Below are 25,406 nucleotides of genomic sequence, written 5' to 3'. Positions count from 1 at the left end.
CCGGGACGTCACCTCTCGACAAAGAACGGCGTCTTGCCTGCCAGGGTGGTTGCGAAGTCACCACGGGGCAGACGCTGTACCTGCATGCCCAACACACCGGGCAATCTGAGCAATGCGCTCGCTTGCGCCTCGTTGTGCAAAGCCTGTTCGATGACACGTTCAGCAGCGGCGGGTAATCGATCCTTAGCGATAAGCAGCCGCAGGTGCGCACCGTCGGCCTGTCGATCAATCTGCACCTGCACATCCGAAGCGTGCAGTTCGGGCAACGTTTCTGCGAGCACACTCAGGACCTGTCGCTGAGTGATGATCGCACCGCCCAGCTTGATCGAAGCTTCGATTCGACCCTGCAGTTCCAGTATTGGCAAAGCGCTGCCACAGGCACAACCGGATTGCCTGTCCAAAACTCGCCCACGATCGCCAATGCGATACCGTAGCAGAGGCACCTGATCGGGCAGCAGAGGGGTCAGCAGAAACTCGCCGGTTTCACCGTCCACCACTGCTTGCAGGCTGAAGGGATCGACCACCTCAAGCAACATGGCGTCTGCATGCAAATGGTAAAAACCATGCTCGAGGTGCGCGCACTGGAAACCGATCGGGCCGGTCTCTGTCGAGCTATAACCCAATGATCGAATGCTCAGGGCCGGCCAGTCTCGGGCCAGTTGCTCGCGTAGCGGCTGACGGCAAGGTTCGCCAATGTAGTAGAGCCATCTCAAACTGCGCAGTTGCACCCCATCGACATCGGCATGATTGAACAGCGCCTCGGCGAAAGAAGGCGTGCAGATCAGTGCATCGGCTGCTTGTGAATGAATCAACCCGGCTATGCGCTGCATGCCCATCAACGCGCCTGCAGGCAGCAAGCGTGCGCCAATGTGCTGGACGATGGCCGCCGCGTATTGAAAGGCTCCCTGCATTTCACCAGGCGTCAGGCAATTGATGACGACACGGGGCAGTTCACCGGTCGCAGCAAACATTCGCGCACCCAAGGGTACGATGCTTTCGTTGAATGCCCAGGAATGGGTGATGTGCTTGCGATTGCCGGTGCTGCCACCTGAAGTCAGGGTCAGCCCACCGCCCGGTGCGCGATGTGACGCTTCGCTGAGGTGGGTAAACAGCAACCCGCCCTGATCGTCCTCCACGGCGAGGATTGGCAGCCGATGCAGATCCTCTGCGGTCTGTATGTGTTGAATCTGCGGACATAGCGTGCAGAACCACGGCAGCGACCGCGCATAGGCCAATTTACGCACGAAGGCCTCGGCGGCTGCAGCCTGAACGGTCTTTGCACTGCTCCGTTGCATCAGGTCACTGCACATGATGCGGCTCTCCCTGACGAATGCCCAACTCAGCGAATCCTTCGTTGACAGCACTGGCCAGATGCTCCAACTGAACCTCGCTGTGATTGGCGCTGATGGCCAGTCGCAGGATTGCTTCACCTTTGGCCACCACCGGAAACAAGGCCGTGGTGACCGCGATAGCGTGCCGACGCAGGTGCAACGCCAGGCTGATGGCGTCTCGTTCGGCACCGACCCGGACGAAACGTATGGGTGAAGCAATCTGATGGTTGCCCAGTACCGGCCCGAGCAGACCATCTATAGCTTCGACATTTCTCCATAACGCCGCCTGCAACGCCCCCAACTGTGCAGAAAGGTGAATGCTTGCCGAGGCGACTGCCGCACCGACACCGCCCATGGACAGTGGCCCCCCGAACGTATACGTCGACGCATTGCGCCGAATCAGCTCGGCATCGGCCGACGTCAGCACCGTAATTGCACCGCCGGTAGCACCGAAGGCTTTGGACAATGACGACAGCAGGATCAAACGATCACGCAACGGCTCAGCAGCGACATCAAGTGCATAACCGCCACCGACCTGGCCATGGATCGAAGTGCCGTGAGCGTCATCCGCATACAGATAACCCTCAAAGCGCTCAGCCAGTTGCAGCAGCCTGTTAACGGGATAAAGCCCGCGCATCGAACCGATGCTGTCAGTCAGCATAATGGGTGTGTTGCCGGCAGCGACGGCTGCAGAACAAGCGTCCTCGACTTGCTGAAGATCACTGCAATCGCAGCGCTGGACGGGACCGAACTGCCACAGAATGCCTTGCAGTACTTGCATCGAAGCATGGGCCGCGCGGTCAACGATCCAGCCTGGGCCACGGCGCAAGGGATACGACGGCAATTCACCGGAGCCCAACAGCGGCAGACACCCCAGATGGGCGCTGCCCACCGAGTTGAATGTCACCGTATGCCCCTGGAATATGTGGTTCAACTGCTCATCGAGTTCGCGCATCGGCGGTAGCAGCGCTCGGGTGCGGGCGGCAGCAAACTGCACACCGAAAGACTCGACGGCTTGTACTGCGCCTTGAACCAGACGGGGATCGCTCTCGAGTCCCAGATAGGAGCACGAGAGAAATTCGGTCAACTGCTCGCCACTGCTCAACTCTATGACCTTGCCATCGCGCTGCACCAGGTTCAGGCCATTGAGCCCGGCGTCGAACAATTGCTGCTGATCGTCACGTGCCTGACGGACCCGGTTTTTGACCCAATTGACGGTCGGATGAGGTGTATTCATCGAGATACCTGCACAGATGATGTCTGGCGGTAGACCTGTACTCGCCAGAGTTGAGTTTTTTCTCGTGCGATCGCGTCCTGAAACTGCGCGGTAACGTCGCAGAAGCCTTCGCAATCGGGCCTGATCACATGCAAATGGCCACGAATAACCGTCAGTGCGTCCTCGCCCAGAGCGGGTCGGAGCCGCTGCAGAACATCGATGCCAACCTCCGCCGGCAGGAATGAAGGCACGTCGGAAAACGAGACAAAGTCGACATCCCTGCACCTGGAAGCACAGTCGAAAATATCGCCCTGCACCACGGTCAGCTGGCATTGCTGCAGCGCCTTGTGTGCCTGTTGAAAAACCTGCGGATCGCACTCCAGTGGAAAGCCCTGCGGATAGCGCAGCTCACCGAAAAACAGCATCTGCAGGAAAAAGCTTTCGCGCACGACCTGGGTGGTAAACAAGGTATGGAAGATATCCAGATACACCTCGCGGGAACTGATACCCAGGTTGTTGCGGGGAAACGCCCCTTTGTACAACAGCGAATTGAGCACCGCTGCGTTGCCCAACAAGGCGATCACAGCCTTCCAGCGCTTGAGGGGAAACCGGCTTTGGTAATAAGCCGATTGCTCTCCCAGATCACGAAACTGGAAAATCGCTCGCCCCGCCTTGCCGGTGAACAATCCATTGACCTTCGCCAACCGCTGCAGAGTCTGCTCGAAGGCCCCTTGGTAAATCGGTGCCTGCCAATGACGGGAATGAAGCAAGTCCGCCAGCCAGCGGCGATCAAGCGGAGGCAGATCCAGAAGGCGAAATATGGATTTGCGCCGTGTCACCGACGTTTCTGGCCGGTAGCCCATGAAATCCATGAACGACTGGCGATCGGTCTGCTCAAGCAAAGCTAAACGCAAGCGGGTAAAGGCCAGCTGCGGCCCACTGATATCAGCGCAAGTCATGCGGGCCGGGTGGCGGGCCAGCAACGGTAGAAGCCGACCGCCGCAGCCGGCAACACCCAACACGTGCCTGGCATCCTCGGGCAGAATGGCGTACTCGAGCGCCGTGTCTTCATCCCCCAACGCGTAGTTCAGCCGTTCGAAATAATCAGCCATCCTGACCTCCGCCTGACCAACGTGAAAATAAACGTGAAGGCGTCATGATTTATCCAGGGCATGGAGGAATTCGTAACGGGGCGCGAGGCCGTTTTGCCAGGCTTCATACTGCTCATAAACGGCTTCGAGCATGTTGCCGGTCAGGCGCAGACTGGTTTCCATCACGGTGGCAATGGCATCCCAGTCAGCCTGACGCTTGCAGGTTCGCTGCAGGATGAGTTTGATCTCATTGAAGTGCTCGACATCGATGTCCGAATGAGCAATGAAGAACGTCAGTTGAGCGGGTTTCAGCGCCAGCGTTTCACTCAGCTTGTCGATCAGCGGAGTAATAAAGTGATAAGCGTTTTCCGCCCAGTAACTGTATCCCAGCCGTTGTAACGGATTACCGGTAAAAGAAATCCAGTACAAATAAGCGATCAATACTTCCGTCGCTGGAAGTGCCTGTGGCATATCAAATACTTCATTTTTCAATCCCAGACTCATGACATCGTGCAGGGCCATTTTTTCATGACCGACTTCTTGTGCTGCATGTTCAAAACAGAACTTCGCATAAACAGGATTATCGGCATGTCGCACACCGACCAACCCCTGATTCCGGGCATTGTGTGTGGTGTAATGAAAGGTTTCGATCATGTAGATCGCATATAACGCTCTGGAAACACTGCCCTCGCGGATAGCCTTGACCAGCCGGGAGTTATCCAGAATATCGGCCCACGCTTTTTCGATGCGCTGATCGAGCAGAATCAGCTGTTGTTCAAAACTGACGGACGCATTCATCGCGATTCTCCGGGTAGGTGCCGTTCATGGGGAAAGGTTGTTGCAGCGCTGTGAGGATTTGCCGCCACTGCGCAGACAGCAGCCAGTAATCTCCGCGTGCGCGGTGTTCGATATGCAGTGAGTTGGAAGTGATCGGGGTCAGGCCAAAGCGCTGGAACAGTCGCCGTTGTGGCGATCGACACAAGGCCGTCACACCTTGATAGCCACGATCGATCGCCCATTCGGTGGCGGCTGCAAGCAACGCGTTGGTCGGCACCGGCCGGTGCTGTTGGGAATGCGTGATCAAGCGACTGAACTCGACATGGCGCGCCAGCGCCACGGTCGGAGAAACATACTGGTGCGCCAGCGAAGCCCATTCGAACGGCGAAGGGGTCACTCGCAAAACCGCCGTCAGTTGATCGCGCTGATACAACAGAAAATGCGTACTGCGCGATGAAATCGCCAGCCTTGTTTCAAGTGCCCGGGCTCTGGACGTCAGCATGTAATGCTTTAATCGCAGACGAAACTGCCGACCGATGAATCGTTCAAACTCGCTGGCATCTGACCCCGCATCGAGAATAACAATACGATAATCGGCATGCTGCCTGGTTAATGTCTCTTGAAGCCCCTGCAGATAATCCTTGAGTTGCAAGTTCGTAGTATCCATTCCTTCTCCGCAGACGTTAACTTATCGAAGTTTCTGAGCGCATTGAAATAATGGATGCTTTTAGAAATATCGCCACTGCGCGACTTCTGATAATGACGTGGGAAAAGTTACTGAAACTTCTAACTTATCGATTTATCTGACACGCAGCAGTACAACATAAACAACAGATTGTTTAAGTTATGGAGATTGACCAAGGATAAATCGCAGACAGAAAAAAACTCCTCGCCTAAACAGTCGAGGAGTTCAAGAGCAGAAGGCAGAAAAACAGGTCAGTCGGGACGAATGACCTTACCCGTCGCCAGATCGCGAATGACGCTAGGGTTTTTCCGCCCGCCGAGACTGCCACCCAGCACCAGATCGACCTGACCACGGAAATATTGCTCAACCCGTAAACGCGTGCGCGCTGCCGGGCGACCCTGCGGGTTGGCAGAGGTCGAAATCAATGGCCCGACCATCGAGCACAGATCGCGCACTTGCGGGTGATCGCTGACCCGCAGTGCCACGGTGTCGTGCACGCCGGTGACCCATTCCGGCAACAAGCCCTGATGCGGCACCAGCCAGGTGTTCGGCCCTGGCCAGGTGCTGGCCATGCGGTCGATCCATTCTTGCGGGAAGTCTTCGAACAGGAAATCGAACTGGCGAATGTTGTCGGCGACCAGGATCAGCCCTTTGACCACCGAACGATTCTTGATCGCCAGCAACCGATCCACTGCCTCTTCGTTCCACGGGTCGCAACCCAGCCCCCAGACGGCTTCGGTTGGATAGGCAATCACCGCCCCGGCGCGAATCTCTCGTGCGGCTTGTTGCACACGCCAACTGTTAACCATGAAAAAACTCTCCGCAAACAGGTTTCGCGCAGTTTACCGATCTTCCTTGTAAAACCTAGCGCGTCCTGGCCAACCAGCGACCGTTTTCGCACACCGCACGGCCATCCATTTCCAGTTCGGTCAGAGCGGCCAGGACTTTGGGTAAAGCCCAGCCGCTGCTGTCAGCCAATCCCTCGCTGGTATGCGGCGCGGCATGGAGCAAGGCGAGTAACGGATGATCGACTTTCGGAGCGTCTGTGGACAACGGCAAATGCTGCCAGCCGCGCAGTGCTTCGAGGATGTGTTCGATGGTTTCCACCAATACCGCGCCATCACGAATCAACTGATGACAACCCCGCGCGCCGGGGTGGTGGATGGAGCCGGGAATTGCATAAACCTCGCGCCCCTGTTCCGCCGCCAGCCTTGCCGTTATCAATGATCCGCTGGCAACGCTGGCCTCGACCACCAGCACGCCGAGAGACAAACCGCTGATGATGCGATTGCGGCGCGGGAAGTTGCTCGCGGTCGGCCCGGCGTCCAGGGGAAACTCCGAAAGCACCGCGCTACCGGACGCAATCATCGCATCAGCCAAGCGTCGATTGCGCTGTGGATAAAAGTTTTCCAGCCCCGTGCCGAGTACGCCCACGGTCAGCCCGCCAACATCCAGAGCGGCCTGATGCGCAGCGGCATCGATACCCAACGCCAACCCGCTGGTGATGACAAAACCGGCCCCGGCGAGGCTGCGAGAAAACGCTGCGGCGGTGTCCATTCCCGGACGCGACGCGCGACGGCTACCCACCATCGCCAGTTGCGGTTTCTCAAGAATCAGCGGATCACCGGCAACGAACAACATTGGCGGCGGATCAGGAATCTGCGCCAGCAGCGCCGGGTAATCGGCTTGATCCCACATCAGCAAATGATGCTCTGGCCGCTCTAGCCAGCGCATTGCATGGCTGGCACCGTCGCGAACGTCTGGACAGCGCCGCGCTTCGGCGCACGTCGCCGGCAAACCCAACGAACGCCACGCACTGGCCGGAGCGCTGATGGCTTTGGAGGCCGAGCCGAAGGCTTCAAGCAATTTGGCAAAGCGCTTCGGGCCGACATCCGGCAAGCGGTGGAGGCGCAGGCGCGCTTCCAGTTCCGCCGGGGAAACCGGCGTGGAGGCAGACATCATCATGGATCATCCTTGATCGTTATAAGCCCCGAACCATTCGGAACAAGCTGTGGATAACTCTGTTGGTAACTTGTGAAGCTTGCTTACGGATTTCGTACCTTGTCGAGCACCGCCAGCGAGCGCGATGCGTTGAGAACGAGGCCGTAGCTGAGTTTGTCGTAGGTGCGAAACACCATCAGCAACCCGGCGCGTTCGTCGGGGATCTTTAGCGGTTGACCGGTGACACGGTCGCGCACGGTTTCCCCGGTCTTCATCACCGCCAGCACATTGCCTTCGGCCAGACCGTCGCGCTTGCCCTTGTTCAACGTGACCACGTCCATCACGCCGATCTGGGTGACGCCGCGCGGCACGTCGATGATCACGCCGTTGATGCTGCTGGTGGGCGCGCTGGGCATGAAGGTCGAATTGATCGAGCGTTCTTCGCCACTGAACAAACGATCGCCGAGGCGCACTTCCTGGGTGGTGCGTTGCAGGGCGAGGGTGGCGACGTCGCCTTCGGTGGCGACGATTTCACCGCCGCCAATGTCATCGGCGTTGATCCCGAGAAACTCTTTGGTCTCAGGATCGGTGTAGACCTTGCCCTGACGGAAGATCCCGTAAACCGGCTGATTGGGGTCGAAATGGCCACGTGCGAAGATACGGTCACCGGTGCCGCTGAGCACGCGTTCGGCATCGCCGGCGACAATGTACGGCGCCTTGTCGAAATCTTCGACCTTGTCGACGATGCGGTTACTCAGCAGAAAGCTGTTGATGGACTTGAGTGGAATACTTGGAATCGCTTCGGCCACCGGACTGGTGCGGATTCTTGGCGACAGTTTGATGGTGCCGCGCGACTCGCCGCGATTGAGGGTCAGACGTGGCTGGCCATCGACATAACTGAGGGTCAGCGTGTCGCCGGGATAGATCAGGTTGGGGTTTTCGATTTGCGGATTGGCCCGCCACAGTTGTGGCCACTGCCAGGGCTCGCGCAGGTATTTGCCGGAAATGTCCCAGAGCGTGTCCCCCGAAACCACCGTGTATTGCTGTGGAAAACCATCCCTGAGTTGCACTTGCCCTTGCGCCACGCCGGCCGAAGCCAACAGCAGCAGGGCGAGTAGTGTTTTCCTCATGCGGTGAATCCCTTTATCATGTGCATTCGCGTGAACCGTCAGAGCCCCCGTGGCTCGCTTGTGCAAAATGCACAAGCTACGCTTCACAACGGTAGCCTGCATCTTCGGACCTGCCAGGCCATCGCCCGACTTTACTCAACGTGTGCAGCAATCAAAGCCTATGGCCATTTTAAACATCCTCGAATTCCCGGACCCGCGTCTGCGCACTATCGCCAAGCCTGTGGCTGTAGTGGACGACGAAGTGCGTCAGTTGGTCGATGACATGTTTGAAACAATGTATGAAGCGCCGGGCATCGGCCTTGCCGCGACCCAGGTCAACGTGCACAAACGTATCGTCGTGATGGACCTTTCCGAAGACCGCACCGAGCCGCGGGTGTTCATCAACCCCGAGTTCGAATCGCTGACCGAAGAAATGGACCAATACCAGGAAGGCTGCCTCTCGGTACCGGGTTTCTACGAAAACGTCGATCGCCCGCAAAAGGTCAGGATCAAGGCGCTGGACCGCGACGGCAAGCCTTATGAGCTGATCGCCGAAGGCCTGCTCGCCGTGTGCATCCAGCACGAATGCGACCACCTCAACGGCAAATTGTTCGTCGATTACCTTTCCACGCTCAAACGCGACCGGATCAAGAAGAAACTGGAAAAGCAGCACCGCCAGAACGCTTGATGCCCCTCTTCAAAGGCTTGCTGCGGCAAGCCTTTTTCTTTTATGAGACTCCCTTCATGACTGAGCCACTGCGCATCGTTTTTGCCGGCACCCCGGAATTCGCCGCCGAACACCTCAAGGCCCTGCTGAACAGCCCTTACGAGATCGTTGCGGTCTACACCCAACCGGATCGTCCGGCCGGTCGCGGGCAAAAACTGATGCCGAGCCCGGTCAAACAGCTGGCCCTGGAAAATAATATCCAGGTGTTGCAGCCACCGACTTTGCGTAACGCCGACGCCCAGGCTGAACTGGCTGCGCTGAAACCGGACTTGATGGTGGTGGTCGCCTACGGCCTGATCCTGCCGCAAGTGGTGCTGGATATTCCGCGTCTGGGCTGCATCAACAGTCACGCGTCCTTGCTGCCACGCTGGCGCGGTGCGGCGCCGATTCAACGCGCTGTGGAACACGGTGATGCCGAGAGCGGCGTCACGGTGATGCGCATGGAGGCCGGCCTCGACACCGGACCGATGCTGCTCAAGGTCGTCACGCCGATCAGCGCTGAAGACACTGGCGGTAGCCTGCATGACCGCCTCGCCGAAATGGGCCCGCCGGCCGTGGTGCAAGCGATTGCCGGTCTCGCCGCAGGCACGCTGGAAGGCGAAGTGCAGAACGACGAACTCGCCACCTACGCGCACAAGCTGAACAAAGACGAAGCACGCATCGACTGGAGCCGTCCGGCGGTTGAGTTGGAGCGACTGGTACGCGCCTTCAATCCATGGCCGATCACCCACAGCACCCTTAACGGTGAAGCGCTGAAAGTGCTGGCGGCGACGCTCGCCGACGGCAAAGGCGCCCCGGGTGAAATCCTCAGCGCCAGCAAGGACGGTCTGGTCGTCGCCTGCGGCGAACAAGCCCTGTGCCTGACCCGCCTGCAACTGCCCGGCGGCAAAGCGCTGAACTTCAGCGACCTGTTCAACAGCCGTCGTGAGAAGTTCGCGGTTGGCACCGTGCTCGGCGCAGCGGTGGACGCGCAATGAATCCGCGTCTGGCCGCCGCCAAGGCACTCGCCGCCGTGCTCAGCGGCAAGGCCTCGCTGAACAGCTCACTGCCGACGCAACTGGACAAGGTCGAGGATCGCGATCGCGGTTTCACTCAGGATCTGGCCTTCGGCACCGCGCGCTGGCAGCCACGTCTTTCGGCATTGGCCGAGAAACTGCTGCAGAAACCGTTCAAGGCTGCCGACGCCGATGTTGAAGCGCTGCTGCTGGTCGGTCTCTACCAATTGCTCTACACCCGCGTGCCGGCCCACGCCGCCATCGGCGAAACCGTCGGTTGCGCCGACAAGCTGAAAAAGCCATGGGCCAAAGGCCTGCTCAACGCCGTGCTGCGCAATGCCCAACGCGAAAGCGAAACGATTTTCGCCGAACTGGAACGTGATCCGGTGGTGCGCACCGCTCACCCGCGCTGGCTGCAGAAATCCCTGAAAGCCTTCTGGCCGGAACAGTGGGAAGCCATCTGCGAGGCGAACAACGCGCATCCGCCAATGATCCTGCGGGTCAACCGCCGTCATCACAGCCGTGACGCTTACCTCGGCTTGCTGACTGAAGCCGGAATTGCCGCGACGCCGTGTGTTTACAGTCGCGACGGCATCATTCTCGAGGCCGCTGCCGACGTACGCAGCCTGCCGGGTTTCGCCGAAGGCTGGATCAGTGTGCAGGACGAGGCCGCTCAACTGGCTGCCGACCTGCTCGATCTGGCGCCGGGTCAACGTGTGCTCGACGCCTGCTGCGCGCCCGGTGGCAAGACCTGCCACATCCTCGAAGCCGAACCGGCGCTGGCCGGCGTGGTAGCGGTGGATCTGGAAGCCAAACGGCTGGTGCGCGTTAAAGAAAACCTTGAGCGCCTCGGCTTGAACGCTGAACTGATCGCCGCTGACGGTCGCGATATCGAGAAGTGGTGGGATGGCAAACCGTTCCAGCGCATCCTGCTCGATGCCCCGTGCTCGGCCACTGGGGTGATCCGCCGTCATCCGGACATCAAGCTGACCCGTCAGCCGGACGACATCGTCGCCCTCTCGCAACTGCAAGGCGAGCTGCTCGATGCGATGTGGAAAACCCTCGAAGTCGGCGGCATCCTGCTGTACGCCACCTGCTCGACGCTGCCGACCGAGAACACCGAAGTCATCGCCGCGTTCCTCGAGCGTACGCCGGGTGCCCGCGAACTGGATCTGGCCACCAGCGCCGGGATCAAGCAGCCCCATGGTCGCCAATTGCTGGCCCAGCAGGGCGGGCATGACGGGTTCTACTACGCCAAGCTGATCAAGATCGCTGCCGCGCGCGGCTAAACGGATTCAACGGAGTGACTGGATGAAAATCATCATCCTCGGTGCGGGACAGGTCGGCGGTTCGCTGGCCGAGCATTTGGCCAGCGAGGCCAACGACATTACGGTGGTCGACACCGACGGCGAGCGCCTGCGCGACCTCGGCGACCGTCTCGACATCCGCACCATACAGGGCCGTGGCTCGCTGCCGTCGGTGCTGCGTCAGGCCGGCGCCGACGACGCCGACATGCTGGTGGCGGTGACCAACAGCGACGAGACCAACATGGTCGCCTGTCAGGTTGCCCACACGTTGTTTCACACCCCGACCAAGATCGCCCGGGTGCGCGAAGCGTCTTATCTGAATCGCGAGGAACAGCTGTTCCAGAACGAAGCGATTCCGGTCGACGTGCTGATCAGCCCCGAGCAAGTGGTGACCAACTACATCAAGCGCCTGATCCAGCATCCGGGCGCCTTGCAGGTGATCGACTTCGCTGAAGGCGCGGCGCAACTGGTGGCGGTGCGTGCCTATTACGGCGGGCCGCTGGTGGGTCAGCAATTGCGTCAGTTGCGCGAGCACATGCCGAATGTCGAAACCCGCGTCGCCGCGATTTTCCGCCGTGACCGGCCAATCCTGCCGCAGGGCGATACGGTGATCGAGGCCGATGACGAAGTCTTCTTCATCGCTGCCCGTGAGAATATTCGCGCAGTGATGAGCGAAATGCGCCGTCTCGACGAAACCTACAAACGCATCGTCATTGCGGGCGGCGGGCAGATCGGCGAGCGTCTGGCGGAAGCCATCGAAAGTCGTTATCAGGTGAAGATCATCGAGATGAGCCCGGCGCGCTGCCGCTATCTCTCCGACACCCTCGACAGCACCGTGGTGTTGCAGGGCAGCGCCTCCGACCGTGATCTGCTGCTGGAAGAGAACATCGCCGACGCCGACATTTTCCTCGCCCTGACCAACGATGACGAAGCCAACATCATGTCGTCGCTGCTGGCGAAACGGCTGGGGGCGAAGAAGGTCATGACGATCATCAACAATCCGGCCTATGTCGACCTGATCCAGGGCGGCGATATCGACATCGCCATCAGCCCGCAACTGGCGACCATCGGCACCCTGCTGGCCCACGTGCGCCGTGGCGATATCGTTAGCGTGCACTCATTGCGTCGCGGTGCCGCCGAAGCGATCGAGGCGATTGCTCACGGTGATGCGAAGTCGAGCAAGGTGATTGGCAAGCCGATCGAGAAGATAGGTCTGCCACCGGGCACTACGATTGGTGCGGTGATCCGCAATGAACAAGTGATCATCGCCCACGATGACACGGTGATCGAAGCGGGCGACCACGTGATTCTGTTCCTTGTGGATAAAAAGCATATTCGCGATGTGGAGAAGCTGTTTCATGTGGGGTTGAGCTTCTTCTGATCCGGATTATTGATCGTTCCCACGCTCCGCGTGGGAATGCCTCAATGGACGCTCTGCGTCCCGCTATTGGGACGCAGAGCGTCCCGGGCTACATTCCCACGCGGAGCGTGGGAACGATCACATTAACGAGGGTGCAAAAATGCTCGAATCCCTGGAAAAAATGCTCGCCAAGGGTGTGGATAACTCATTGCTGCGCTTCGGCCTGGGCAAGGGTTATCTGGATCTGGGCGAAAACGCCAAGGCTGCCGAGCATTTCCAGCGCTGTGTCGGTTTTGATCCGAAGTATTCGGCAGCCTGGAAGCTGTTGGGCAAGGCGCAGCTGGCGCTGGGCGATAGCGCCGCCGCACGTCAGGCGTGGGAACAAGGTCTGGAAGCGGCCCGCGCCCACGGCGACAAGCAGGCCGAGAAGGAAATGACGGTGTTTCTGAAGAAGCTCGATCGTCAGGCGCAATGAGTCAAAGGTAGCGAAGACCGATACCGTCGGCATCTACCGTCACCACCTCCATCCGCACCCGTGGCGCGCCTGTGGGTAAATCCTGCACCTGGCCGTAAACCACCGCGCCTTTGGGCAAAGAAGCCAAAACCGGATGCTGCACAAACACCCCGGTAGGCGACAGGTTGCGCGTCTGCCCGAGGCATTCGCCAAAGCTGTCGTGGGTAATCTTGATGCGGAAGGATTTGCGTTGTTCGGACATCTTTACGCGCCCTTGAATGAACGGGTTGTGGATAACCTCAAGCAAGATCAAAAGATCGCAGCCTTCGGCAGCTCCTACAGGTTATCCACAGAGTGTGCCACTTTCGTCAGTACCAGCGTTCTTCGCCCGGCGGACGTTTCTTGAAGCGCTTCATGCTCCACATGTACTGGCTTGGATAAGCGGCTACGTAGCGCTCGACCACTTTGCTCATGGCGGCGCAGGATTCGGCGGTATCGGTGCTGTACATGGCTTCGGGCGCGGCTTCGAGGATCACTTTGTAGCCGGAACCGTCGGGCAGGCGCAGCGCATGCAGGAACACGCCAACGGCTTTGCCACCGGCGAGCATGTTCGGCACGAATTTGCTGGTCAGCGCTTGCGTGGCGAAGAATGGTACGAAGATCCCGGCGGATTCGGCCGGTTCCGGGTCAGCGGGAATGCCCACTGCACCACCTTTGCGCACTTCCTTGATGACGCTGAGGATGCCTTCCTTGGTCGAAGCGGCGACCTTGTTGCCCAGTTGCACGCGCTGTTTACGCAATAATTCATCCACAGCCTTGAGCTTCGGCGGACGGTAGAAAATAATCGGTTTGCACTGGCTGCAATAGAAGTGGTTGAGCACTTCCCAGTTACCGAGGTGGCTGGTGATGCCGACCACGCCTTTGCCCGAGGCCAAGGCGTCTTTCAGCACATCGAGGCCTTCGACTTCGCGCACCAGATCGATCGAGCGCTGCGCCGGCCAGATCCACGCGCAGGCGCTTTCGGTCAACGACTTGCCGATGTCTTTAAGACTCTGACCGACCAGACGCTCACGCTCGGCCGGGTCCATCTGTGGAAAACATTTCGCAAGGTTGATCCGCACCACGTCGCGGGAGCGGTTGGGGGTTTTCCACATGATCCAGCCGATCGCCGAACCCACGGCCTGCACGGCCCGCCATGGCAGCAGGGCAAACAGCCGCAGAGCGCCTACCAGCAAGGCGCCTTTAAACTTTTCCACAGGTCACTCCTGATTTTGTGCGGTGCGCGAGGCGGCCATTCTAACCGCCGTTGACGAGCTGCGCGTAGCGGTCGCAGTCCTGGGTGTGGTCCATGACCATCCCCGAGGCCTGCATCAGCGCATAGCAAATGGTCGGGCCGACGAACGTGAACCCGGCCTTTTTCAGGCCTTTGCTCATCGCCAGCGCTTCGGGGGTGATCGCCGGGACTTCGCTGCGATCCTTGAAATGATTGATGATCGGTTGGTCGTTAACAAACGACCAGAGGAACCCCACCGGATCCTCCAGCGCCAGCCAGGCCTGGGCATTACGGCGGGCGGCATTGAGTTTGAGGCGGTTGCGGATGATCCCCGGATCGAGCATCAACTCGTCGATTTCAGCGTCGCTCATCTGCGCCACACGCTGCACGTCGAAGCCGAACAACACCTCGCGATAACGCTCACGTTTGCGCAGCACGGTGATCCAGGACAGCCCGGCCTGGAACCCTTCGAGCAAAAGCAACTCGAACAAACCCTGCGCATCGCGTAGCGGCGTGCCCCACTCCTGGTCGTGATAAGCCATGTACAGCGGATCTTCGGTACACCAAAAGCAGCGTGGCATAAGGCTCCAGGGGGCGTGCGCAGCAATGAATCGGGTATACTCTCGCTCTTTAAATCGCAGCCCAAGAAACAGGTGAATTTCGTGAGCCAGCCTACGCCAGCCGTGCGTACCTTCCAAGACTTGATCCTCGCGCTCCAGCAATACTGGGCCGAGCAAGGTTGCGTGGTACTTCAGCCCTACGATATGGAAGTAGGCGCCGGCACTTTCCACACCGCGACCTTCCTCCGCGCCATCGGCCCGGAAACCTGGAACGCCGCTTACGTGCAGCCAAGCCGCCGTCCGACTGACGGCCGTTACGGTGAAAACCCGAACCGTCTGCAGCATTACTATCAGTTCCAGGTCGTCCTGAAGCCGAACCCGGACAACTTCCAGGAACTGTACCTGGGCTCGCTCAAGCATGTCGGTCTGGACCCATTGGTTCACGACATTCGCTTCGTCGAAGACAACTGGGAATCGCCGACCCTCGGCGCCTGGGGTCTGGGCTGGGAAGTCTGGCTGAACGGCATGGAAGTGACCCAGTTCACTTACTTCCAGCAGGCGGGCGGCATCGAGTGCTACCCGGTGACCGGCGAGATCACTTACGGTCTCGAGCGTCTGGCCATGTACCTGCAAGGCGTGGATTCGGTCTACGACCTGGTCTGGGCTGACGGCCCGATGGGCAAAGTCACCTACGGCGACGTGTTCCACCAGAACGAAGTGGAGCAGTCCACTTACAACTTCGAACACGCCAACGTCGACAAACTGTTCGAACTGTTCGACTTCTATGAAAGCGAAGCCAAGCGCCTGATCGAACTCGACCAGCCGCTGCCGTTGCCGAGCTACGAAATGGTGTTGAAGGCCTCGCACACCTTCAACCTGCTGGATGCGCGCCGGGCGATCTCGGTGACCGCGCGTCAGCAATACATTCTGCGCGTACGCACCCTGGCGCGTTCCGTTGCGCAAGCCTACCTGCTGGCACGCGCCAAGCTGGGCTTCCCGATGGCGACCCCGGACCTGCGTGACGAAGTACTGGCCAAGCTGGAGGCAGCACAATGAGTGCGCAAGATTTTCTGGTTGAACTGGGCACCGAAGAACTGCCACCGAAAGCCCTGAACACTTTGGCTGAGGCGTTCCTCGCCGGTATCGACAAGGGCCTGCAAGCCGCTGGCCTGAGCTACGAGACTAAAACCGTCTACGCCGCGCCGCGTCGTCTGGCTGTGCTGATCACCGCGCTGGCTACCCAGCAGCCGGATCGCAGCATCAACCTCGACGGCCCGCCACGTCAGGCGGCGTTCGACGCTGATGGCAACCCGACTCAGGCAGCATTGGGCTTTGCCAAGAAGTGCGGCGTTGATCTGAGCGAAATCGACCAGAGCGGCCCGAAACTGCGCTACAGCCAGAGCATCGCCGGCAAGCCGACCGCGAGCCTGCTGCCGACCATCGTCGAAGATTCGCTGAACGACCTGCCGATTCCGAAACGCATGCGTTGGGGAGCGCGCAAGGAAGAGTTCGTGCGTCCGACCCAATGGCTGGTGATGCTGCTCGGTGACCAGGTCATCGACTGCACCATCCTCGCGCAAAAGGCTGGCCGTGATTCCCGTGGTCACCGTTTCCATCACCCGCAAAGCGTGCGCATCGGTTCGCCGTCGAGCTACCTCGCCGACCTGCGTGCCGCTTATGTATTGGCCGACGCCAACGAGCGTCGCGAGATCATCAGCAAGCGCACCGAAGAGCTGGCGACCCGTCAGGAAGGCACGGCAATCGTTCCGCCGGCGCTGCTCGACGAAGTGACCGCACTGGTTGAATGGCCGGTGCCGCTGGTGTGTTCGTTCGAGGAACGCTTCCTCGACGTGCCGCAAGAAGCGCTGATCACCACCATGCAGGACAACCAGAAGTACTTCTGCCTGCTGGATGCCGACGGCAAGTTGCTGCCACGTTTCATCACTGTGGCCAACATCGAAAGCAAAGACCCGCAGCAGATCATCGCCGGTAACGAGAAAGTGGTTCGACCACGCCTGACCGACGCCGAGTTCTTCTTCAAGCAGGACAAGAAGCAGAAACTCGAAGCCTTCAATGATCGCCTGAAGAACGTGGTGTTCCAGGAAAAACTCGGCAGCGTCTACGACAAGGCCGAGCGCGTATCGAAACTGGCTGCGTACATCGCCGCTCGCATCGGCGGCAACGCTTCGTGGGCTGCCCGCGCTGGCCTGCTGTCGAAGTGCGACCTGGCCACCGAGATGGTCGGCGAGTTCCCGGAGATGCAAGGTGTCGCCGGTTACTACTACGCCCTCAATGATGGCGAGCCAGAAGATGTCGCACTGGCGCTGAACGAGCAGTACATGCCACGCGGTGCCGGTGCAGAACTGCCGGCCACCCTGACCGGTGCGGCCGTCGCGATCGCTGACAAGCTCGACACCCTGGTCGGTATCTTCGGTATCGGCATGCTGCCAACCGGCAGCAAAGACCCGTATGCCCTGCGCCGTGCGGCACTCGGCGTGCTACGTATCCTCATCGAGAAAAAACTCGATCTGGATCTGAACGACGCCGTGGCTTTCGCCGTGGCCGCGTTCGGTGCCAAGGTCAAGGCTGCCGGCCTCAACGAGTCCGTGCTGGAATTCATCTTCGACCGTCTGCGTGCACGTTACGAAGACGAAGGCGTTGAAGTCGCCACTTACCTGTCGGTACGTGCCCTGAAGCCGGGTTCGGCGCTGGACTTCGATCAGCGTGTGCAAGCGGTGCAGGCCTTCCGCAAACTGCCGGAAGCGGCAGCGCTGGCGGCGGTGAACAAGCGTGTGTCGAACCTGTTGAGCAAACTCGAAGGCGCGGTACCGACCGAGGTGCAAGCCAAGTATTTCGACAACGCCAACGAGTTCTCGCTGTACTCGGCGATTCAACAAGCGGATCAGGCCGTACAGCCAATGGCCGCGGCGCGTCAGTACAACGAATCGCTGGCACGCCTGGCGGCATTGCGTGAACCGGTGGATGCGTTCTTCGACGCGGTGATGGTCAATGCCGACGACGCCAATGTGCGGGCCAACCGTTACGCGCTGCTGGCGCGTCTGCGTGGCCTGTTCCTCGGTGTTGCCGACATTTCGCTGCTGGGTTGAGGGATTGCTGTTGAAACTGCTGATTCTCGATCGGGACGGAGTGATCAATTACGACTCCGACGCTTACATCAAGTCAGTGGCGGAGTGGATTCCGTTGCCCGGCTCGATCGAGGCGATTGCGCAGTTGAGCAAGGCCGGCTGGACGGTGGCGGTGGCCACCAACCAGTCGGGCATTGCTCGCGGCTATTACTACCTCGCCACCCTGGATGCCATGCACGCGCGGTTGCGCGAGCTGGTGGCGGAGCAGGGCGGTGAAGTCGGGCTGATCGTGTATTGCCCGCACGGGCCGGACGAAGGCTGCGATTGCCGCAAGCCGAAACCCGGGATGTTGAAAACCATCGCGGCGCATTACAACGTCGAGTTGGCCAATGTCTGGTTCGTCGGCGACAGCCTTGGTGACCTGGAGGCCGCCAAAGCCGTCGATTCACAGCCAGTTTTGGTAAAGACCGGAAAAGGCGCAAAGACTCAGGGCAAAACCCTGCCGGTTGGCACTCTGATTTTTGACGATCTGGCGGCGATTGCCGCAGAACTTATCCACAACTAGAGTACTTCTGAAGTTCCTGACCAGGGATTGATCGGGAGTGCGCTTGAACACTCGGGCATTGCCCCGTAACGGTAAACGTCACTATGTCGATACTGCGGGCCATCAGAATTTTTCTCTTTTACCTGCTGCTGGGCACCACTTCCCTGTTGTGGTGCAGCTTGAGTTTTTTTATCGCGCCGTTTCTGCCGTTCAAGGCGCGCTATCGTTTTATCAACGTGTACTGGTGCCGTTGCGCCTTGTGGTTGACCAAGGTGTTTCTCGGTATCCGTTACGAAATCAAAGGCGCGGAAAACGTGCCTGACCGGCCCTGCGTGATTCAGTCGAACCACCAGAGCACTTGGGAGACATTCTTTCTCTCTGCTTATTTCTCGCCGTTGAGCCAGGTGCTCAAGCGCGAACTGCTCTACGTGCCGTTTTTCGGCTGGGCCATGGCCATGCTGCGACCGATCGCGATTGACCGCGACAACCCGAAAGCGGCGCTGAAGCAAGTCGCGGCCAAGGGTGATGAACTGCTGAAGGACAACGTTTGGGTGCTGATCTTTCCGGAAGGCACACGTGTACCGTTTGGCACTGTCGGCAAGTTCTCTCGCAGTGGTAGCGCGTTGGCGGTGAATGCGGCACTTCCTGTGCTGCCGATTGCACACAATGCCGGCAAGTTCTGGCCGAAAATCGGTTGGGGCAAGAAGTCCGGGGTGATCACCGTAGTCATCGGCGAGCCGATGTATGCCGAAGGTACAGGCCCGCGCGCCATCGCCGAGCTGAACGACCGCGTGCAAGCCTGGAACGAGAAGACTCAGCGCGAAATGGGCTCGCTGCCACCAGCCCCGCAAGCACCGGCTGCAAGCGATCAGGTAGCTGTCTGAGATTTTGTGGATAACCTGTGTACGGTTTTGTTGAAAACGCTTGAATATTGATAGTAAGCGATTGATTTACTTATATATTTCTCAAGCTCATAAAACACCGTAAAAGGTGCATAAGTTTTTTTCGGATGTAAAAAAACCGGCTGATATAGCCGGTTTTTTTGTGGCTGATCATTCGTGAATCAGCGGTAACTCCAGTAGGAACGTGGTGCCTTGATCGACCACGCTGCGGCATTCGATTTTACCGCCATGGTGATCAACCACCGCTTTGACCATCGACAGGCCCAGCCCCACGCCATCGATGCCTTGGGCGGAGGAAAAACGGCGGTACTGACTGAACAGATCCGGCAATTCATCGGCGGCGATGCCTTTGCCTTGATCAATCAATTCACAGTGCAACCATTCCTCACGGCAACGGACCCGCAGGGTGATCGTGGTGTCGGCCGGGCTGTACTTGATCGCGTTTTCCAGCAGGTTGAACAGCGCGCGGGTCAGCAAGCCTTGATCGGCATTGATCAGACGTTCCTGCGACTCTTCATCCATGTCATGCAGCAACTCGATGCGTTTCTGCTGGGCAATGGGCAACGCTTGATCCAGCACGTCGAGCACCAGCATCGCGAACAACGTCGGTTGAAATTGGTAAGTCTCAGACTCGGCTCGCGCCAACAGAACAAAACCGTCGGTCAGATCCAGCGCGCGGCGCACCTGACGTTCGATTTGTTCGAACAACGGCGCATCAGCCCCGGCCTGATGGCGATGCACATCCAGCAAAGCGAGGATCGCCGAGTGTGGCGCGCGCAGGTCGTGGGATAGAAAGCGCAGCAATACGCTGCGTTGTTCTTCCGCCGCGCGTTCCGCGCTAAGGTCGGTGAGGCTCAGCAGCCAGCCGATCGGCGTGTCACCGTCCACCGGCAGCAGGGCGGCACGTTCCAAGCGCAGGCTGCGTTCCTTGTGGTCACGGAATTCCAGCAGCGGCAGGGCGGATAACGCTGGACGTGGCTCTGTGGATAATTCCGGATAGCCGAGGCGGGCGAGTTGATCGCGGACGTCGTCGCCCACTAATGCAGTATCGAACAACGCGCGGGCCTTGCGATTGCCCAGCAGGATCTGCCCCTTGGGATCGCTGATCAGTGTGGCGACCGGCAAGTATTCCAAACCGTCTGCGATGAAGCGTCGAGTATCGCGGGTGCGGCTCATGGCTTGCTCGAGGGCCATGATCTGCCCTTGCAAACGATCGGCGCCGGTGAATTGCGTACGACGGCGTTCGGGGAAAACCTTCGGCTCTCCATCCAGCCGCGTCAGCTCCCAGCCGAAATAAGTCAGCACCACACTCAGGCGCCGCCAATTCCAGATCAGATAGCCGAACAACATGCCCAACACCGCCGGCGTCGGCGACCACCAGCGACGCATCTCCGCCAGCCCGGCGCTGGTCAGCAGCACGCCGGCCATACCAACCAGCGTTATCCACAATGCCCAGCGCGGACGCCACAACAGCAAACCAAGTACGCACGCGACCAGGCCCACCGAAAGCATGGCTCCCATGACGGGAGCCGCACCGTGCAGGTTGATCTGCGCGCGATACGACAACAGCGCAGTCAGCGGCAACAGCACTAGACTTATCCACAACCACTCGCGCACCAGCTGTCGGAACAGGCGCTGCACCTGGCTGGGCTCACGGCTTTCACGCCGGCGATTAGTGTTCATTTGGAAAAACGCCAGGGCAGGGTGAATGGTTTCATGGGCCACAGGTCTGAGACGTAGACCCGAAGAATCATAGCGGACGTCGACCAACGGCGGGCTGCTTACTTTCACTGCGAGGGCCGAGCGACTATGGTTGTCCGCCAACTGCCCAAGCAACAAGGAATGACCGCGAATGCGCGTTGCGATTCTGGACGACGAACCCGCCGAACTGCGCCGGGTCGAGCAAACCCTGCAGCAAATGGCCGATGCCGGCGAACAGCCGTGGTCACTGCACAGCTTCGAACGCGGTGAAGACCTGCTGCGCCAACTGCGCCGGGAAACCTTCGACCTGCTGATCCTCGACTGGCAACTGCCCGACCTCACCGGCCTGGCCCTGCTGCGCTGGACCCGCGAACACATGGAAGCGCCACCGGCAGCGATCATGCTCACCAGCCGTGATGGCGAGAGCGATATCGTTCAGGCGTTGAATGCAGGGGCGGATGATTATGTGAGCAAGCCCTTTCGGCCAAATGAACTGAAGGCGCGGGTGGCTGCGGTATTGCGGCGGCACAGCCAGCAACGTGCGGCGGCGACGGAAGTGCTGAGCTTTAATGATCTGACGTTTGATGACGCTGAATTGACCGTTACCCGCGAGGGAAAGCCGATTGTCATGACCGAGCGCGAGTACCGGCTGGCGCGGTGTCTGTTCAGCAATCTGGGTCGACCGTTGTCGCGGGATTATCTGTATGAACGGTTTTGGCCGCATGAGGAGATGGCGTCGTCGCGGCCGCTGGATACGCATATTTATCGCCTGCGGAACAAGCTCGGGCTGACGGCGGATCGAGGGTGGCAGTTGTTGACGATTTATGGGTATGGGTATCGGTTGGAGAGTGTGGTGTCGAACTCGCACTAATGTTTCTGGCTGTTTCACTCTTCTCCGGCTCGACCCTTCAATTTTTTGATCGCAGATTCCAACTGCTTGATGCTGGTAGCCGGCATTGGAAGATCCTCGGGCATGGTGCCGCCAAGTTCGGAAATGGTCTCTCTGACTTTTCGACCAACCTGCAGGTGAACGTCGTTAGCTTGTTGCTTGCCCTGAACACTGTCGCGACGTAATTTATCTTCAGCCTGAGTCGCCCGAAATAAATTGGCGGCCAGTTCAGTCGAGCCCATGTGATCAAGAATTTTTTGGCTTTTTTTGAGGCCTTTGCGCTGGTGGATCGCTTTCTGATCAAGTCCTCCGTAGAGCCCTTGATATCCATGATTCTGGAAAACGGCGAAATCCAATTCTGTCTCAACGCCTGCCTGCTGTGCCGTTTCAACCAGAAGTTTGTTGTGCTCGCGTAACTCATTGCGCAGCAGCAAACGCTTCTGATCGTCCCTTAGACTCTGAAATTCGGAATCGTCTGTCAGCTCCTGACGTCGGGTCTGAATCGCAAAGTAGGTTTGCCCTGCGGCGATGACGGGCTTGGATGGATCTCCGTTCTGGACAACCAGATAGCAGGCATAGCGGGAGAGGTGGATATCCTTCAGTTCTCGCAGAGAACCAGACCCCAAGGAGACCATTTTGCTGGCTTCAACAAAATGGTCGGATACCGAATGATCACCGTGTTCACAAGCTTGTATAGCCTTGGCGATAACGTTCTCGAAGTTACGCCACGTTCTGTATTCCAGCAGCGGAGCAAGGTCTCGGGCAGACCAATACTCCACTCCACTGTCGGTTCGGTATTTGAGGCCTTCAAACGTCTGATGCTGTTCGCTCAACGGTAAATCCTCTGCTGAATGAATAAGTCGAAAGTAGCCATACAGAGCGTTGCACTGACGCGAGGAGTTATCAATCCGGAAAACATGTACATACAAATCATGACGCAGACTTGTATGCATGGAGGGATGCTTGAAACGTATAAACCCCGATGAGCCAAAACTCACCGGGGTTTATTTTTTACTTCAAGTCCGAACAGAATTCGTTAGAAATCCAGGTTCGAAACCGCCAACGCATTGCTCTCGATGAAGTCACGGCGAGGTTCGACCGCATCACCCATCAGGGTGTTGAAGATCTGGTCTGCGCCAATGGCGTCTTCGATGGTGACTTTCAGCATGCGGCGCACGCTTGGGTCCATGGTGGTTTCCCACAGCTGATCCGGGTTCATTTCGCCCAGACCTTTGTATCGCTGAATGGTGTGGCGCTTGGTACTTTCAGCCATCAGCCAGTCCAAGGCTTCCTTGAACTCGGTGACCGCTTTCTTGCGCTCGCCACGCTGGATGTAAGCGCCTTCGTCGAGCAGGGTGCTCAGTTGAGCGCCGAGGGTGACGACGGTTTTGTAGTCGTTGCTGCCGAAGAAGTCGCGGTTGAAGGTGACGTAGTTCGACAGGCCGTGGGAGATCAGTTCGACCTCTGGCAGCCACACGCCACGTTCACGATCTTCACGCAGGCTGGCCTTGTAGACCAGACCGGATTTTTCCACGGTGCGCAGACGCGCTTCGTACTGGGCAAGCCACTCTTGCATTGCTGCGTGGTCGCCGAGCTTTTCCAGGCTCACGGCCGGCAGGTAAATGAAGTGCTCGGTCAGTTCCTGCGGGTACAGGCGCGACAGACGCTTGAGGGTCTTCATCACCATGCGGAAGTCGTTCACCAGACGCTCGAGCGCTTCACCGGAAATGCCCGGGGCTTCTTCGTTCAGGTGCAGGCTCGCATCCTCCAGGGCCGACTGCGTCATGTACTCTTCCATGGCGTCGTCGTCTTTGATGTATTGCTCTTGCTTGCCTTTCTTGACCTTGTACAGCGGCGGCTGGGCGATATAGATATAGCCGCGCTCGATCAACTCCGGCAACTGACGGAAGAAGAAGGTCAGCAGCAGGGTACGGATGTGCGAACCGTCGACGTCAGCATCGGTCATGATGATGATGTTGTGATAACGCAGCTTGTCGATGTTGTACTCGTCGCGACCAATGCCGCAGCCCAGCGCGGTGATCAAGGTGCCCACTTCCTGAGAAGAGATCATCTTGTCGAAACGTGCTTTCTCGACGTTGAGGATCTTGCCCTTCAACGGCAGGATCGCCTGGGTCTTGCGGTTACGTCCCTGCTTGGCAGAGCCGCCCGCGGAGTCACCTTCCACGAGGTACAGTTCGGAGAGTGCCGGGTCTTTTTCCTGGCAGTCAGCGAGTTTGCCCGGCAGGCCGGCGATGTCCAGCGCGCCTTTGCGGCGGGTCATCTCACGGGCCTTGCGTGCCGCTTCACGGGCACGCGCCGCGTCGATCATCTTGCCGACGACCAGCTTGGCTTCGTTCGGGTTTTCCAGAAGGAAGTCGGAGAAGTACTTGCCCATCTCCTGCTCGACCGCCGTCTTCACTTCGGAGGAGACCAGCTTGTCTTTGGTCTGCGAGCTGAACTTCGGATCCGGCACTTTCACCGAGATGATCGCGGTCAGGCCTTCACGGGCATCGTCACCGGTGGTAGCGACTTTGTGCTTCTTCGCCAGACCTTCCTGCTCGATGTAGTTGTTCAGGTTACGCGTCAGTGCCGAACGGAAGCCCACCAGGTGAGTACCGCCGTCGCGCTGCGGAATGTTGTTGGTGAAGCACAACAGGTTCTCGTTGAAGCTGTCGTTCCACTGAAGGGCGATTTCCACGCCGATGCCGTCTTCACGCTGGATGTTGAAGTGGAACACCTGGTTGACCGCAGTCTTGTTGGTGTTCAGATATTCAACGAACGCACGCAAACCGCCTTCGTACTTGAACAGCTCTTCCTTGCCGCTGCGCTCATCCTTGAGGACGATGCCGACACCGGAGTTGAGGAAGGACAGTTCACGAATGCGCTTGGCGAGGATGTCCCAGCTGAAGTGAATGTTCTTGAAGGTTTCGCTGGAAGCCTTGAAGTGGATCTGGGTACCGGTGGTTTCGCTGTCGCCAACGATGGCCATCGGTGCCTGAGGTACGCCGTGGACGTAGGTCTGTTCCCAGATCTTGCCGCTGCGGCGAACAGTCAGAACCAGTTCTTCGGACAGTGCGTTCACTACCGACACACCCACACCGTGCAGACCGCCGGATACTTTGTAGGAGTTGTCGTCGAACTTACCGCCAGCGTGGAGGACGGTCATGATGACCTCGGCGGCGGAAACGCCTTCCTCTTTGTGCACGTCTACCGGGATGCCACGACCGTTGTCTTTAACGGTGATGGACTCATCCGGGTGGATAATGATGCTGATGTCGTCGCAGTGGCCGGCGAGGGCTTCGTCGATCGAGTTGTCGACCACCTCGAACACCATGTGGTGCAGACCGCTGCCATCGTCGGTGTCACCAATGTACATACCGGGACGTTTGCGTACGGCATCCAGGCCTTTCAGCACTTTAATGCTCGTTGAGTCGTACGTATTTTCTTCGCTCAATGCC

The 25,406-nt window shown here is 58.8% G+C and carries 24 protein-coding genes; 10 read left to right on the top strand and 14 right to left on the bottom strand.

From position 1 onward, the window contains the following. Window positions 1–8: 8 nt before the first annotated feature. From AB4N44_RS17500 to AB4N44_RS17465, 8 genes are all read right to left on the bottom strand, one after another. Entirely contained in the window at window positions 9–1,310 is a 1,302-nt protein-coding gene (locus AB4N44_RS17500; RefSeq protein WP_224790078.1) for a phenylacetate--CoA ligase family protein, read from the bottom strand. Beyond that, the gene (locus tag AB4N44_RS17495) at window positions 1,300–2,568 is read right to left on the bottom strand and encodes an aminotransferase class I/II-fold pyridoxal phosphate-dependent enzyme (RefSeq protein ID WP_460108271.1); all 1,269 of its coding nucleotides are present in this window, start codon (window positions 2,566–2,568) and stop codon (window positions 1,300–1,302) included. The genes AB4N44_RS17500 and AB4N44_RS17495 overlap by 11 nt, the downstream gene beginning before the upstream one ends. Beyond that, window positions 2,565–3,659, bottom strand: coding sequence for a DUF3419 family protein (locus AB4N44_RS17490; RefSeq protein ID WP_127925286.1), 1,095 nt, complete (start codon window positions 3,657–3,659; stop codon window positions 2,565–2,567). Before AB4N44_RS17490 ends, AB4N44_RS17495 begins: the two co-directional genes overlap by 4 nt. A 42-nt stretch (window positions 3,660–3,701) precedes the next feature. Next, a complete protein-coding gene (locus AB4N44_RS17485) occupies window positions 3,702–4,436 on the bottom strand; it encodes an iron-containing redox enzyme family protein (protein WP_460108274.1) in 735 nt (244 codons plus the stop codon). Continuing rightward, complete coding sequence (locus AB4N44_RS17480; protein WP_127925284.1) at window positions 4,414–5,082, bottom strand: GNAT family N-acetyltransferase; 669 nt, start codon at window positions 5,080–5,082, stop codon at window positions 4,414–4,416. Before AB4N44_RS17480 ends, AB4N44_RS17485 begins: the two co-directional genes overlap by 23 nt. Window positions 5,083–5,351: 269 nt before the next feature. Beyond that, on the bottom strand, window positions 5,352–5,909 hold the full coding sequence (locus AB4N44_RS17475) for an L-threonylcarbamoyladenylate synthase type 1 TsaC (protein WP_127925283.1): 558 nt from the start codon (window positions 5,907–5,909) through the stop codon (window positions 5,352–5,354). 55 nt (window positions 5,910–5,964) lie between these two features. Next, a complete protein-coding gene (gene dprA, locus AB4N44_RS17470; protein WP_150749926.1) occupies window positions 5,965–7,065 on the bottom strand; it encodes a DNA-processing protein DprA in 1,101 nt (366 codons plus the stop codon). A gap of 80 nt (window positions 7,066–7,145) precedes the next feature. Then, window positions 7,146–8,171, bottom strand: a complete 1,026-nt coding sequence (locus AB4N44_RS17465) for a LysM peptidoglycan-binding domain-containing protein (RefSeq protein WP_160037636.1) — start codon at window positions 8,169–8,171, stop codon at window positions 7,146–7,148. A gap of 160 nt (window positions 8,172–8,331) precedes the next feature. Between AB4N44_RS17465 and def the strand changes: the two genes are divergently transcribed. From def to AB4N44_RS17440, 5 genes are all read left to right on the top strand, one after another. Next, complete coding sequence (gene def / locus AB4N44_RS17460) at window positions 8,332–8,838, top strand: peptide deformylase (RefSeq protein ID WP_007911858.1); 507 nt, start codon at window positions 8,332–8,334, stop codon at window positions 8,836–8,838. Between the two features lie 56 nt (window positions 8,839–8,894). Further along, window positions 8,895–9,854, top strand: coding sequence for a methionyl-tRNA formyltransferase (gene fmt, locus AB4N44_RS17455; protein WP_150749924.1), 960 nt, complete (start codon window positions 8,895–8,897; stop codon window positions 9,852–9,854). Beyond that, on the top strand, window positions 9,851–11,161 hold the full coding sequence (gene rsmB / locus AB4N44_RS17450) for a 16S rRNA (cytosine(967)-C(5))-methyltransferase RsmB (protein ID WP_127925279.1): 1,311 nt from the start codon (window positions 9,851–9,853) through the stop codon (window positions 11,159–11,161). Before fmt ends, rsmB begins: the two co-directional genes overlap by 4 nt. 22 nt (window positions 11,162–11,183) lie before the next feature. Then, a complete protein-coding gene (gene trkA / locus AB4N44_RS17445) occupies window positions 11,184–12,560 on the top strand; it encodes a Trk system potassium transporter TrkA (RefSeq protein ID WP_034152201.1) in 1,377 nt (458 codons plus the stop codon). A 139-nt stretch (window positions 12,561–12,699) separates the two neighbouring features. Then, window positions 12,700–13,014: a tetratricopeptide repeat protein gene (locus tag AB4N44_RS17440; RefSeq protein WP_127925278.1), complete on the top strand. Its 315-nt coding sequence runs from the start codon at window positions 12,700–12,702 to the stop codon at window positions 13,012–13,014. Between the two features lies 1 nt (window position 13,015). Here the strand turns inward: AB4N44_RS17440 and AB4N44_RS17435 are convergent, their stop codons facing one another. From AB4N44_RS17435 to AB4N44_RS17425, 3 genes are all read right to left on the bottom strand, one after another. Continuing rightward, window positions 13,016–13,255, bottom strand: coding sequence for a PilZ domain-containing protein (locus AB4N44_RS17435; protein ID WP_127925277.1), 240 nt, complete (start codon window positions 13,253–13,255; stop codon window positions 13,016–13,018). Window positions 13,256–13,361: 106 nt separating this feature from the next. Beyond that, the gene (locus AB4N44_RS17430; RefSeq protein ID WP_008084359.1) at window positions 13,362–14,249 is read right to left on the bottom strand and encodes a lysophospholipid acyltransferase; all 888 of its coding nucleotides are present in this window, start codon (window positions 14,247–14,249) and stop codon (window positions 13,362–13,364) included. Between the two features lie 40 nt (window positions 14,250–14,289). Then, the gene (locus AB4N44_RS17425) at window positions 14,290–14,847 is read right to left on the bottom strand and encodes a DNA-3-methyladenine glycosylase I (protein ID WP_064389686.1); all 558 of its coding nucleotides are present in this window, start codon (window positions 14,845–14,847) and stop codon (window positions 14,290–14,292) included. Window positions 14,848–14,928: 81 nt separating this feature from the next. Here AB4N44_RS17425 and glyQ point away from each other — a divergent pair, with 81 nt between their 5' ends. The 4 genes from glyQ to AB4N44_RS17405 all read left to right on the top strand — a co-directional run bounded on the left by glyQ (window position 14,929) and on the right by AB4N44_RS17405 (window position 19,340). Next, on the top strand, window positions 14,929–15,882 hold the full coding sequence (gene glyQ / locus AB4N44_RS17420) for a glycine--tRNA ligase subunit alpha (protein WP_025112261.1): 954 nt from the start codon (window positions 14,929–14,931) through the stop codon (window positions 15,880–15,882). Further along, entirely contained in the window at window positions 15,879–17,933 is a 2,055-nt protein-coding gene (gene glyS / locus AB4N44_RS17415) for a glycine--tRNA ligase subunit beta (protein ID WP_122596850.1), read from the top strand. Before glyQ ends, glyS begins: the two co-directional genes overlap by 4 nt. A 4-nt stretch (window positions 17,934–17,937) precedes the next feature. Then, window positions 17,938–18,477 (top strand): D-glycero-beta-D-manno-heptose 1,7-bisphosphate 7-phosphatase, encoded by a 540-nt coding sequence (gmhB, locus tag AB4N44_RS17410; RefSeq protein ID WP_460108281.1) that lies wholly within the window; start codon window positions 17,938–17,940, stop codon window positions 18,475–18,477. Window positions 18,478–18,560: 83 nt separating this feature from the next. Continuing rightward, window positions 18,561–19,340: a lysophospholipid acyltransferase family protein gene (locus tag AB4N44_RS17405; protein ID WP_150749920.1), complete on the top strand. Its 780-nt coding sequence runs from the start codon at window positions 18,561–18,563 to the stop codon at window positions 19,338–19,340. A gap of 168 nt (window positions 19,341–19,508) precedes the next feature. On the opposite strand, the gene AB4N44_RS17400 is transcribed toward AB4N44_RS17405, so the two are convergent. Continuing rightward, window positions 19,509–21,041 carry a sensor histidine kinase gene (locus AB4N44_RS17400; RefSeq protein ID WP_127925275.1) on the bottom strand — a complete coding sequence of 511 codons (1,533 nt, stop codon included), beginning with the start codon at window positions 21,039–21,041 and terminating at the stop codon, window positions 19,509–19,511. Between the two features lie 169 nt (window positions 21,042–21,210). Here AB4N44_RS17400 and AB4N44_RS17395 point away from each other — a divergent pair, with 169 nt between their 5' ends. Then, window positions 21,211–21,930, top strand: a complete 720-nt coding sequence (locus tag AB4N44_RS17395; protein WP_127925274.1) for a response regulator transcription factor — start codon at window positions 21,211–21,213, stop codon at window positions 21,928–21,930. Between the two features lie 14 nt (window positions 21,931–21,944). Here AB4N44_RS17395 and dinD read toward each other — a convergent pair whose 3' ends face one another. Together dinD and gyrB are read right to left on the bottom strand one after the other, a co-directional pair. Continuing rightward, the gene (gene dinD, locus AB4N44_RS17390) at window positions 21,945–22,781 is read right to left on the bottom strand and encodes a DNA damage-inducible protein D (protein WP_150647479.1); all 837 of its coding nucleotides are present in this window, start codon (window positions 22,779–22,781) and stop codon (window positions 21,945–21,947) included. Window positions 22,782–22,984: 203 nt separating this feature from the next. Beyond that, on the bottom strand, window positions 22,985–25,402 hold the full coding sequence (gyrB, locus tag AB4N44_RS17385; protein ID WP_007911885.1) for a DNA topoisomerase (ATP-hydrolyzing) subunit B: 2,418 nt from the start codon (window positions 25,400–25,402) through the stop codon (window positions 22,985–22,987). Between the last annotated feature and the right edge of the window lie 4 nt (window positions 25,403–25,406).

The organism is Pseudomonas sp. S3_C06 (assembly GCF_054667675.1).
This window is presented reverse-complemented; position numbering and strand designations above follow the sequence as displayed.

What these genes read in the sequence shown, in the direction of transcription:
- AB4N44_RS17500 (WP_224790078.1), bottom strand. Translation starts at nt 1,310, where the DNA reads ATGTGCAGTGACCTGATGCAACGGAGCAGTGCAAAGACCGTTCAGGCT.
- AB4N44_RS17495 (WP_460108271.1), bottom strand. Translation starts at nt 2,568, where the DNA reads ATGAATACACCTCATCCGACCGTCAATTGGGTCAAAAACCGGGTCCGT.
- AB4N44_RS17490 (WP_127925286.1), bottom strand. Translation starts at nt 3,659, where the DNA reads ATGGCTGATTATTTCGAACGGCTGAACTACGCGTTGGGGGATGAAGAC.
- AB4N44_RS17485 (WP_460108274.1), bottom strand. Translation starts at nt 4,436, where the DNA reads ATGAATGCGTCCGTCAGTTTTGAACAACAGCTGATTCTGCTCGATCAG.
- AB4N44_RS17480 (WP_127925284.1), bottom strand. Translation starts at nt 5,082, where the DNA reads ATGGATACTACGAACTTGCAACTCAAGGATTATCTGCAGGGGCTTCAA.
- AB4N44_RS17475 (WP_127925283.1), bottom strand. Translation starts at nt 5,909, where the DNA reads ATGGTTAACAGTTGGCGTGTGCAACAAGCCGCACGAGAGATTCGCGCC.
- dprA (WP_150749926.1), bottom strand. Translation starts at nt 7,065, where the DNA reads ATGATGATGTCTGCCTCCACGCCGGTTTCCCCGGCGGAACTGGAAGCG.
- AB4N44_RS17465 (WP_160037636.1), bottom strand. Translation starts at nt 8,171, where the DNA reads ATGAGGAAAACACTACTCGCCCTGCTGCTGTTGGCTTCGGCCGGCGTG.
- def (WP_007911858.1), top strand. Translation starts at nt 8,332, where the DNA reads ATGGCCATTTTAAACATCCTCGAATTCCCGGACCCGCGTCTGCGCACT.
- fmt (WP_150749924.1), top strand. Translation starts at nt 8,895, where the DNA reads ATGACTGAGCCACTGCGCATCGTTTTTGCCGGCACCCCGGAATTCGCC.
- rsmB (WP_127925279.1), top strand. Translation starts at nt 9,851, where the DNA reads ATGAATCCGCGTCTGGCCGCCGCCAAGGCACTCGCCGCCGTGCTCAGC.
- trkA (WP_034152201.1), top strand. Translation starts at nt 11,184, where the DNA reads ATGAAAATCATCATCCTCGGTGCGGGACAGGTCGGCGGTTCGCTGGCC.
- AB4N44_RS17440 (WP_127925278.1), top strand. Translation starts at nt 12,700, where the DNA reads ATGCTCGAATCCCTGGAAAAAATGCTCGCCAAGGGTGTGGATAACTCA.
- AB4N44_RS17435 (WP_127925277.1), bottom strand. Translation starts at nt 13,255, where the DNA reads ATGTCCGAACAACGCAAATCCTTCCGCATCAAGATTACCCACGACAGC.
- AB4N44_RS17425 (WP_064389686.1), bottom strand. Translation starts at nt 14,847, where the DNA reads ATGCCACGCTGCTTTTGGTGTACCGAAGATCCGCTGTACATGGCTTAT.
- glyS (WP_122596850.1), top strand. Translation starts at nt 15,879, where the DNA reads ATGAGTGCGCAAGATTTTCTGGTTGAACTGGGCACCGAAGAACTGCCA.
- AB4N44_RS17405 (WP_150749920.1), top strand. Translation starts at nt 18,561, where the DNA reads ATGTCGATACTGCGGGCCATCAGAATTTTTCTCTTTTACCTGCTGCTG.
- AB4N44_RS17400 (WP_127925275.1), bottom strand. Translation starts at nt 21,041, where the DNA reads ATGAACACTAATCGCCGGCGTGAAAGCCGTGAGCCCAGCCAGGTGCAG.
- AB4N44_RS17395 (WP_127925274.1), top strand. Translation starts at nt 21,211, where the DNA reads ATGCGCGTTGCGATTCTGGACGACGAACCCGCCGAACTGCGCCGGGTC.